Annotated in this window: 9 protein-coding genes; 4 read left to right on the forward strand and 5 right to left on the reverse strand. The window is 70.8% G+C overall.

Annotated elements, in window-relative coordinates:
• A partial coding sequence (locus ALA01S_RS29160) for an MCP four helix bundle domain-containing protein (RefSeq protein WP_157119380.1) occupies window positions 1–1,078 on the reverse strand: 1,078 nt, incomplete at its 3' end.
• A 333-nt stretch (window positions 1,079–1,411) separates the two neighbouring features.
• On the opposite strand from ALA01S_RS29160, the gene ALA01S_RS29165 reads away from it, so the two are divergent.
• Entirely contained in the window at window positions 1,412–1,954 is a 543-nt protein-coding gene (locus ALA01S_RS29165) for a MarR family winged helix-turn-helix transcriptional regulator (RefSeq protein ID WP_066342954.1), read from the forward strand.
• Between the two features lie 36 nt (window positions 1,955–1,990).
• Here ALA01S_RS29165 and ALA01S_RS29170 read toward each other — a convergent pair whose 3' ends face one another.
• Together ALA01S_RS29170 and ALA01S_RS29175 are read right to left on the reverse strand one after the other, a co-directional pair.
• Window positions 1,991–3,970: a hypothetical protein gene (locus tag ALA01S_RS29170; RefSeq protein ID WP_157119381.1), complete on the reverse strand. Its 1,980-nt coding sequence runs from the start codon at window positions 3,968–3,970 to the stop codon at window positions 1,991–1,993.
• 150 nt (window positions 3,971–4,120) lie between these two features.
• Window positions 4,121–4,939 (reverse strand): DUF2272 domain-containing protein, encoded by an 819-nt coding sequence (locus ALA01S_RS29175; protein WP_066342957.1) that lies wholly within the window; start codon window positions 4,937–4,939, stop codon window positions 4,121–4,123.
• Window positions 4,940–5,169: 230 nt separating this feature from the next.
• On the opposite strand from ALA01S_RS29175, the gene ALA01S_RS29180 reads away from it, so the two are divergent.
• Both ALA01S_RS29180 and ALA01S_RS29185 read left to right on the forward strand, forming a co-directional pair.
• Window positions 5,170–6,249: a Rieske 2Fe-2S domain-containing protein gene (locus ALA01S_RS29180; RefSeq protein WP_066342959.1), complete on the forward strand. Its 1,080-nt coding sequence runs from the start codon at window positions 5,170–5,172 to the stop codon at window positions 6,247–6,249.
• Complete coding sequence (locus tag ALA01S_RS29185; protein ID WP_066342965.1) at window positions 6,246–7,223, forward strand: PDR/VanB family oxidoreductase; 978 nt, start codon at window positions 6,246–6,248, stop codon at window positions 7,221–7,223. Before ALA01S_RS29180 ends, ALA01S_RS29185 begins: the two co-directional genes overlap by 4 nt.
• Window positions 7,224–7,275: 52 nt before the next feature.
• Here ALA01S_RS29185 and ALA01S_RS33720 read toward each other — a convergent pair whose 3' ends face one another.
• Window positions 7,276–7,497 carry a hypothetical protein gene (locus tag ALA01S_RS33720; protein ID WP_157119382.1) on the reverse strand — a complete coding sequence of 74 codons (222 nt, stop codon included), beginning with the start codon at window positions 7,495–7,497 and terminating at the stop codon, window positions 7,276–7,278.
• A 390-nt stretch (window positions 7,498–7,887) separates the two neighbouring features.
• Between ALA01S_RS33720 and ALA01S_RS29190 the strand changes: the two genes are divergently transcribed.
• Complete coding sequence (locus ALA01S_RS29190; RefSeq protein WP_066342967.1) at window positions 7,888–9,609, forward strand: hypothetical protein; 1,722 nt, start codon at window positions 7,888–7,890, stop codon at window positions 9,607–9,609.
• Between the two features lie 30 nt (window positions 9,610–9,639).
• Here ALA01S_RS29190 and ALA01S_RS29195 read toward each other — a convergent pair.
• Window positions 9,640–10,029: methyl-accepting chemotaxis protein (locus tag ALA01S_RS29195; RefSeq protein WP_238456004.1), on the reverse strand; the 390-nt coding region annotated here is incomplete at its 5' end.

Here is a 10,029-nt window from a genome sequence, read left to right on the forward strand (position 1 = left end):
CGGAGATCTTGCGCGAGCCCGCGCTGATCTCCTCCATGGTGGACACCACGCGGTTCATCACGTCGCCACCCTGCTCGGCGGCCTGGCTGGCGCTGGTGGCCAGTTGCGTGGCGGCGGCGGCGGTGTCGGCGTTCTGCTTCACGGTGGAGGTGAGCTGCTCCATGGAGGCGGCCGTTTCCTCCAGGTTGGAGGCCTGCTCCTCGGTGCGCTGGCTCAGGTCGGCGTTGCCGCTGGCGATCTGCTGGCTGCCCGTGGCGATGGAGTCGCTGCTCTGGCGCACCTGGGTGACGATGCGCACCAGGCTGTGGTTCATGTCGTCCAGCGCGCGCAGCAGCTCGCCGGTCTCGTCCTGCATCGTGACGTTGATGTTGGACGTCAGGTCGCCCGCGGCCACGGTGCGTGCCACCTGCACCGCCTGGTGCACGGGCACGGTGATGGAGTGCGTGAGCGCCCAGGCCATGCCCGCGCCCACCAGCAGCGCCACCATGCCCAGCGCGATCATGGCGATGCGCGAGAAGTCGATGTCGTCGGCCAAGGCCTTGGCGCTGGTCGTGCTGAGCTGCTTCTGCAGCGTGTCCAGCCCTTCCACGTCGGCTTGCAGCGCGTCCAGGCTCGGCAGTGTCTCGGCCAGCAACTGCTTGGAGGCCTCCTCGCGCTGGCCGTCGGCCAGCAGCTTGTCCACTTTGGCGATGGAGGCGGCAAAGGCGTCGCGCCGCTCCTTGGTCTTGGCGATCATCGCCTTGCCCGCCTCGGTGTAGGCCAGCCGCTCCAGCGTGCTCAGCGATTCGTCCACCCTCTGCGCGTTGATGCCGATCATCTGCCGGACCTTGTCGCCGTGGGTCTTGTCCTCGGCGAAGAACAGCTCCATGGTTCGCCGCGCATTGGCGCGGGTATAGGTGTTGAGCGTGGCCACGGCCTCGGACTTCACCATGTCCACTTCCAAGGTGCGGCGCGAGGCGGCATCGACCTTGTTGAGGCTGAACACGGCGGTTGCTACAGCCAGCAGCATCAGCACCAACACCGCGGAGAAGCCAAGGGCCAGCCGCGGACCGAGACGGAGCTTGTTCAAGACGTTCATGTATGGATTGCTGGCCAGGCGGCGGCCCGCCCGGGAAGTGGGCAGGCGGTACGGGGCTGGCCGTCAGTTGGAGGACTCAAAGAGGGTTCATCGGGTAGTTGAAACGTTTATGAAACAGTTGGGGGTGGTGGAGGGCCACAGCCGCACCAGCGGCGTGCATCACTTCACGCATTGCCTGCATGGAGCCAGGCCGCCGGCAGCGCCGGGCGAGCCGGCGAGGGGCCCGCCGGGCTGGGCGCAGCCGGCATGCAGAATGCGCGGGCCGCGGGGCGGCGGTCGTGCATGCGCCGATGCGACCGCCCCCGGCTTCCCTGCAACCGCCTGCCTGCCGCCATGTCCGCTGCCCCTTCTTCGCCGTCCACCGACCCGCTGGCCATAGAGCTGTATGACCAGCCGGGGCACCTGATACGGCGCGCGCAGCAGATCGCGGTGTCGGTGTTCTACGAGGAGGTTGGGCGCGAGGTGACGCCCATCCAGTACGCGGTGCTGCGCATGCTGCAGGAGAAGCCGGGGCTGGACCAGGTGACGCTGGCGCAGGAGGTGGCGCTGGACACCTCGACCGCCGCCGAGATCGCCGCGCGGCTGGAAACCAAGGGCTGGATCGTGCGCGAGGTGCTGCCGCGCCGCCAGCGCCGGCTGCTGCTCACCGCCGAGGGCGAGGCCGTGCTCACGCGCACGGTGCCGGGCGTGCGGCGCATGCAGCAGTCGCTGCTGTCGCAACTGGAGCCGGCCGAGCAGCAGGAGTTCATGCGGCTGCTGCGCAAGTTCGTCCACCTGGGCAACGAGCAAAGCCGCGCGCCGCTGCGCCCGGGCGCGGCGGTGGCGGCGGACTCTGCGCAGCCGCTGGCGCCCCCGGACGCGGCGGGCGAGGGCTGACGCGCCCGCCGCACCCGCGCCGCGGCCCTGACCAGCTCAGTCCAGGCACTGCTGGCCGGCCGGCGTGGCGGGGCAGCTGGTGTAGTTGGTCTGCAGGTTCACGCCGTCGCCGTTGCGGCCGAACACACCCAGCAGCTTGGAGCTGTCGGCCGCGATGGCCGCGCCCTGATTGCGCAGCGCCAGCGTGGCGGAGCGGGCGCGCACGTCCAGGTCGGCCTCGCCCAGGCGGCCGTCACCGCCTTGGCCGCAGGTGGCGCGACGGCTGCAGGCGAAGATCTGGCTCATGCCCTGCGGGCCGTTGGGGAACGTCCAGGCGGCGCTGATGCTGCCGCTGCCGTTGCCGGCCAGGCTCAGCGCGCGCAGCGCGGCCTTGCCGGCCGCATCCAGCTCGGCCCAGGGCTGCGTCTCCATGGACGACCAGATGGGCGGCACGCCCACCACCGGCAGCCGGAAGCTGCTGCGCCCGCCCATGCTGAAGGGGGTGGTGCAGGCCTCGTCGGCGTAGAGCGAGATCGTCACGTTGCGCCCGCCGTGGAAGAAGTTGCGGATGGTCGCGTCGCCCGCCGTGTCCGCGGGCAGCAGCACCCAGGCGTCGTCCGCCTGGCGCGTGGTGCCGGTGGCGGGGTCGAGGCTGACGGTGGCGCTCATGCCGCCGGTGGTCCACAGCGACAGGCTGCGCTGCTGCGCGGCGCCGGGATGGCGCTTGTAATAGGCCACCGTCACCGGTCCGCCGAAATTGGTGGGCTGCTCGACCTTGGCGCAGGCCAGGCCGGGCACGGCCTCGATCTCGAAGGACAGGGCGCGGTCGAACTGCACGGCCGGCGTGGTGCCGTCTATGCGCACGGTGCGCTGCGCCTCGGCGCTGGCGTGCAGCTCCAGCGGCCAGCGGCTGCCCATCAGCCGCCAGGCGCCGCCCTGGCGCGTCACGGCCATGCCATCGCCCACGTCGTGCAACTGTCCCTGCGTGTCGCGCAGCACCATGCTGATGCCGCACACCGGCGCGGCACCGGAGAGATCGCAGTCCTGCAGCGCGGGGCTTTGCAGCGTGGCGCCCCAGACGGCGTGGCCGCTGTCGCCGTGGCCGAACATGGCGCACAGGGCCGCGGCCACGTCGTCGCCGCCGCTGGCGGCGTTTCCCTCCATCCTGAGCGTCGCCGTGTCGGCCACTATCGAGCGCAGCCCCGTGGCGGGCTGCGCGCAGGCGGCGGCGCCGGCCAGGGCGGCGCTGAAGCGGGACACCATGGCCTGCAGGCCCGGCAGGTCCAGGCTGGCGGCCGTGGCATCGGCGGAAAGCGCGCCTATGCGGGTGCCGTCCGCGTCCAGGAACAGGTTGCCGCCGCCCAAGCGCTGCGTGAACTGGACGAAAGGCCGGCCGTCCTGGCCCAAGTTGACGCCCAAGGCGTCCAGCAACCCGTCGTAGCCGCTGCGCGAGCCCGCGGCCAGCGCCCCAGCGGTGAAGTCGAAGTCCGCGGACAGGCCGTTGGCCGTGAGCAGGGCGCCCAAGCTGGTGCGCAACTGGGCCTGGGCCTGGGCCAGGCTGGCGCCGGTGAGTGTGGCGGCAGCGCCGTTCATCAGCGCCTCGGGGCGGGCCTGCCCGGCCAGCAGCACGGCGGCGCTGGTCAGCGGCGTGACCTGCGCCGTGCCGGGCGCAGCGGCCACGGCGTAGAGGCAGCGGTACTCAGCCCCGGCGTGGCCGCAGGCCTCCAGCCGCCAGGGGCCGTTGCCGGTGAGTGTGACGGCGGGGTAGCTGCCGTCCTCGGCCACGGTGACGTCGGACGCCACCACGTTGCCGTCCGCATCGAGCACGCGCAGCCGGCCGTCGGACATGGGTGCGCCCACCGCCACCGCGCCGCTGAGCGTGCGTGAAGTGGGCGCGGGCGTGGGCGTGGGCGTGTCGCCACCGTCGCCGCCGCAACCGGAGGCCACCAGGGCGGCGGCCGCGGCGCAGGCCAGCGCCGTCGCGCGCAAGGAATGGCGCGCGTACATCAAGTGGACGGTGTGTGCCTGAGCCTTCATCAAAAATCTCCCTGGTTCAACGTGGTTGCGTTATCGGAGCAGGCCTGCCCGTCTTGAGCTTCAAAGGCGCGCATCTCCCCGCGCCGCCACGGCGCGCCGGTACAAATCCGCAGGGACGAGGCTGGGAGGCAGGCCGCCGCGGCCGGGGCTTCAGGGCAGGTGGTTGCGCAGCACGACCAGCCAGGGCCGCTGCGGCGAGGGCCGCAGCAGCCCGTCGGCGGACAGCGGCACGCGGCTCCAGGCGACGGTGTTGCGCACGTTGCCGCCTATGGCGCCCAACGCGGCGGGGCCGACTTCCACCACCAGGTCGCAGTGCCAGCCGCCGGCGCCGGCGTCGCCGGCCAGCTGCTCGAAGCGGGTCACGCGCTGCGCCGTGCCCTCGCGCGGGGCGCAGATGAGGTCGCCCACGGCCGGCGGCGTGCGCGCGGCGTCCAGCGCTTCGAAGCCCGCGGGCGAGGGCCCGTCATGCACGGCCTTGATGTAATGCCAGTGCAGCGCGCTGGCGGGAAAGACGGCATCCGGCACGCCGGCGGACTTCATGAGGTACGAGATGAAGACCGCCGACCACGCCACCAGCGAGCCGTCGGGGTACTGCGCACCTTCGGCCACGAAGGTGTCGCCGCGCAGCACCTGCCAGTACAGCAGCACGCGGCTGGCGGCGTCGGCCATGTGCTCGCGCCGGGGCGTCCCGGCGCCGGCCGGCCCGTCCCAGGTGTCGGCGGCGCTGTCCCAGCGGGCGCGGCCCCACAGCGCCCATTCCTGCAGCGCCAGGTGCACCAGGCGCTGCCGCGGCGTGGGCAGCGTGACCACGCGGCCCCCCAAACCCAGCGCGGCGGGAACGTCCGCCTCCTCGCGCGGCCCAGCGCAGCCGCCCAAGGCCAGTGCGGCGATGCAGGCGGCGGCCCCGGCGGCTGCGCGGCGGGCACGGCGCAGGCGGCAGGCGAGGAAGGACAGGGCGGGCGTGGACACGGTTGTTGACGTCTTGACCTAGGGTAAATCGGGAGGGCCAACCCATAGCCCGCGGAATCCACGATCAGTACACTGAATGACGTATTCAGTACGCTGACCATCCCGGCGGCCGCAGCCCCTGCGGCACGCCTGCCGGGCCGGCGCACGGCTTGCCGCGACCCTTGCCAGGGGCGCAGGCGCGCCGCGCCGGCCGACCACCTTGGAACGGATTTCCTGAAGGAGACGACTTCATGTTCCCCAAGAACGCCTGGTACGTGGCCTGCACGCCGCAGGAGATTGACGGTAAGCCGCTGGGCCGAAAGGTCTGCAACGAGGCCATCGTGTTCTACCGGCAGGCCGACGGCTCGCCGGCCGCGGTGGAGGACTTCTGTCCGCACCGCGGCGCGCCGCTGTCGCTGGGCTACGTGAGCGACGGCAAGCTCGTGTGCGGCTACCACGGGCTGGAGATGGGCTGCGACGGCAAGACCATCGCCATGCCGGGGCAGCGGGTGCGCGGTTTCCCGTGCATCAAGAGCTTCGCGGTGCTGGAGCGCCACGGCTTCATCTGGGTGTGGCCCGGCGACAAGGACCAGGCCGACCCCGCGCTGCTGCCCGCCCTGCATTGGGCCGACGACCCCGAGTGGGCCTATGGCGGCGGCTACTACCACGTGAAGGCCGATTACCGGCTCATGGTGGACAACCTCATGGACCTCACGCACGAGACCTACGTGCACTCGACCTCCATAGGCCAGAAGGAGATCGACGAGACGCCCTGCGTGACCAAGGTCGATGGCGACCACGTCACCACCAGCCGCTTCATGAGCGACCTGCCGGAGGCGCCGCCCTTCTGGAAGATGGCGCTGCGCGGCCACGGGCTGCCGGACGACCAGCGCGTGGACCGATGGCAGGTGTGCCACTTCACGCCGCCCAGCCACGTGATGATCGAGGTGGGCGTGGCGCTGGCCGGCCACGGCGGCAAGGACGCGCCGGCGGACAAGAAGGTCTATGCGGTGGTGGTGGACTTCATCACGCCCGAGACCGAGACCTCGCACCACTACTTCTGGGGCATGGCGCGGCACTTCAAGCCGCAGGACCCGGCGCTGACGCTGGCCATACGCGAAGGCCAGGCCAAGGTGTTCGGCGAGGACCTGCAGATGCTGGAGCGCCAGCAGGCCAACATCAGCCAGTGGCCCGAGCGCAAGCTGCTGATGCTCAACATCGATGCGGGCGGCATGCAGTCGCGCCGGGTGATGGAGCGCGTGCTGGCGGCCGAGCAGGCCGCGGCCGCCGACCGGCTGGCCGGCGCCTCCGCCGCGGAGCTGTCGCAATGAGCGCCGCCGCTTCGGCGCTGCGCGTGCGCGTGGCGCGCAAGGCGCAGGAGGCTGAGGGCATCTGCAGCCTGGAGCTCACCAGCGTGGACGGCGCGGCGCTGCCGCCGTTTTCCGCCGGCTCGCACGTGGACGTGCACCTGGGCGGCGGCGTGGTGCGCCAGTACTCGCTGTGCAACGACCCGGCCGAGACGCACCGCTACCTCATTGCCGTGCTGCGCGACCCGGCCTCGCGCGGCGGCTCGGCGGCCGTGCACGACGCGGTGAAGGAGGGCGACGAGTTGCAGATCAGCGCGCCCAAGAACCACTTCGCGCTGGCGCACGAGGCGCGCCACAGCCTGCTGCTGGCCGGCGGTATCGGCGTCACGCCCATCCTGTGCATGGCCGAGCGGCTGGCGGTGATGGGCGCCTCCTTCGACCTGCACTACGCCGCGCGCTCGCGCGAGCGCGCGGCCTTCGTGCAGCGCATCCAGGGCGCGGCCTTCGCGGATCGGGCGCAGCTCCACTTCGACGACGGCCCCGAGGCGCAGCGCCTGGACCTGGCCGCGCTGCTGGCGCAGCCGCAGCCCGGCACGCACCTCTACGTGTGCGGCCCAAAGGGCTTCATGGACGCGGTGCTCTCCAGCGCACGCGCCGCGGGCTGGGGCGAGCAGCAGTTGCACTGGGAGTTCTTCTCGGCCGGCGCCGAGGCCGCGCCGCGCACGGGCGACGAGGCCTTCGAGGTGCAACTGGCCAGCTCCGGCCGCGTCATCACGGTGGCGCCGGACCGGACCGTGACGCAGGCGCTGGCCGAGGCGGGCGTGGAGGTGCTGGTGTCGTGCGAGCAGGGCGTGTGCGGCACCTGCCTCACGCGGGTGCTGCAAGGCACGCCGGACCACCGCGACGTGTACCTCACCCCCGAGGAACAGGCCGCCAACGACCAGTTCACGCCCTGCTGCTCGCGGGCGAAATCGGCCCGCCTGGTGCTGGACCTGTAGATCTTTGGAACGCAGCCCCGCAGGCCGTGCGGGGGTTGAATCCCCAGGGATTTCACGCCTTGCCGTGAAATCCCTTTTTCATTTTCTGCCAGCTTTTCCAGGTTTTCGTTGCATCGAATTCAGTTGCGGATTCGTAAAGCGTTGCAACCATTTTTCCGCGCTGAATGCTTGTGGGTTGCCGATATTTTATTGAGCGCTGCCGCCAAAAGTTTGCGGCCCTGGGGAAACATGCCTGGGTTGAATATCGATGGCCGAGGGCGGTGGCGGCCGCCATTTTCTTGGGACCGCCCCGTATCCGGCGCTGGGTAAACGTCCTCCCTGAGAAAAGGGCTTGTGAGAGGCGTCCGATCCAGCCGTGGAAATCAACCCTATCCAGGACGGAAATTCAATCCAGGGTGAATTTCGCTTCTTTCGAGCCGCCGTCGGGCTGCGTTGTGCTTCTGCGAGTGCGGTGGTTTTGGAATCGGCAGAGGTGAAATTTGTGTAACCCTTTTATTTCCATCCCGCGAATGAAGAGTTAATTGACTGGCTTTGAGTTGCGCATGATGTGCGCGGGCTTTCCGTTCGAAACAAATGAATAGGGGCGGGCGGCGCGTCGCTTTTTAAATGTCGGGCTGTTCCCGTGATTTTGAAAAGCCGTGGTCATTTCAAGCCAGGAGATTGCATGTTTCAAATCAAGAGGCGCGAGGCGCTGCTGACGCTGCCTGCGCTGGCACTGGCCGGTTGCGGCGGGGGCGGCGCCGGGAGTGACGCCGCGGAATCCGCCGCGCAAGCTGCCGCGGGCGTGGCCACCGAAACCGCCAAGGAGTCGGTCTCAAGCCTGTCCATGCCGGCCGCCACGCCGGCGCAGTTCCTGTTGTGGGATGCCGGCAGCGGGCCCTCGCGCGACTACTGGAACGTGCACCTGCAACTGCCCTGGAAGAACCGCAACGTCGGCGACTGGCTGGATGCCGCGGGCGTGGGCCAGGGCGCGCAGCCCTGGGCCGGCTTCGTGGTCAAGGCGCTTGGCCCCGTCACGGTGGACATCACGGCGCTGGCCGCGCGCTGGGTGGGCACGGGCGAGAACCGGGGCGCCTTCTTGCGCGGCAGCGGCGTTTCGGCGTCCGCCTTCGCGACGTGGGCCGGCCGGCTCTCGGCCACGCCGCCGCAGTTGCTGGTGCGCACCGAGCAGGGCGAATTCGCCTGCGCGGGCCTGGTGGCCACCCTCAACCCCAGCACCTACCGCAACCTCGACACCCGGCAAAGCGCCTGGCACACGGCCCGCACGCCGGTGATGGTGCAGTTCGACCTCTCGGCCGTGCGCGGCACGGTGCAGCAGGCGCTCATGACGCTGACCTGCGTGGACCGCGATGTGCGCTACGCCTTCAACGTGGGCGTGTTCGAAGTCGATGCGCCGCGCTTTCAGCTTGGCGCCGACGCGCAGGCCTCGCGCATGGGCATCGCCGCGGGCGGCGACGCCGCGCTGCGCGCCCACCCCGCCGTGCTGCGCATGGGGGACTTCTCCAACCTCACGCGCAGCGGGCTGTTCGACGAGCTCAGCTTCGACAGCCGCAACCCCTACGAGCTGCTGGCCGACCCGGACGCGCCGGGCACGGTGATGTTCCGCGGCACCCTGACGCCCAACGCCAACCTGTCCTTCAACGGCGTGTCGCAACTGCTGCGCGGCAATCCGGCCGACCCGCTGCGCCCGGCGCTGCCCGCGCTGTACGAGGAGCTGTACGCCCGGCTCTACATCTACCTGGAGCCGGACTGGGACAGCAGCGTGGACATCAACAAGATGGCCCTGGGCTGGGACTTGCGCCTGGGCTGGTGGAACGACTACGCCGGCGGCTACTGGTACTCCATCACCGGCAACGGCGGGCGCCGCGGCACGGGCAAGCGGCTGTTCTGGCCCAAGGGCAGCTCGGGCGCGGTGCAGCTCTACGACCGCTGGGGCTACGAGGGCCACTCGGTGCGCATGGTGGCCGGCCTGGACCCCGGCGACGGCAGCCCCTACGCCGAGCTGCGCCCGCTGCAGGACTACATCTACTCGCTGGACCAGGCCAGCGACTTCGGCGAGGTGGAGCGGCTGGGCAACGCGGTGATCTCCAAGGGGCGCTGGCACTGCCTGGAGCAGCGCATACGCATCAACTCGGTGGACACCAGCCTCACCGACGAATGGGGCAACGGCGAGGCCAACCCCGACGGCGAGATCGACACCTGGCTGGACGGCGTGCTGGTGGCGCAGCGCCGCGGCCTGCGCTGGCGCTGCCACCCGGAAATAGGCCTGCGCGGCCCGTGGATCAACTGGTACTTCGGCGGGCGCACCCGGCCCACCTCCACCATGCACTACCGCATGAACCACTTCGCGCTGGCCACCGAGTACATCGGCCCGCGCGTGGGCTGAAGGCGGCTTCCAGGCGCGCGGGCGGGGAGATCAGGCCAGCGCCGGGGCCGCGTGCCGGGGCTCGCCGCTGAGCGTGAAGGTGCTCACCACCGTGCCCAGCCGGGCCGCCTGCTCGCGCAGGCCGTGCGCGGCCGCGGTGCTTTGCTCCACCAGGGCGGCGTTTTGCTGCGTCATGCCGTCGAGCTCGGCCACGGCGGTGTTGACCTCCGCGACGTTGCCGCTCTGCGCGGCGCTGGCGTTGCTGATCTCGGCGATCACCTGCGTCACGCGGCGCACGCCCTGGACGATCTCGTCCATGGTGCGCCCGGCGTCCTGCACCAGCGCCGAACCGCTCTGGACCTGCTGCACGCTCTGGCCGATGAGGGCCTTGATCTCGCGCGCGGCCGTGGCCGAGCGCTGCGCGAGGCTGCGCACCTCGCC

Source organism: Azohydromonas lata NBRC 102462, assembly GCF_001571085.1.
Taxonomy (GTDB): domain Bacteria; phylum Pseudomonadota; class Gammaproteobacteria; order Burkholderiales; family Burkholderiaceae_C; genus Azohydromonas; species Azohydromonas lata.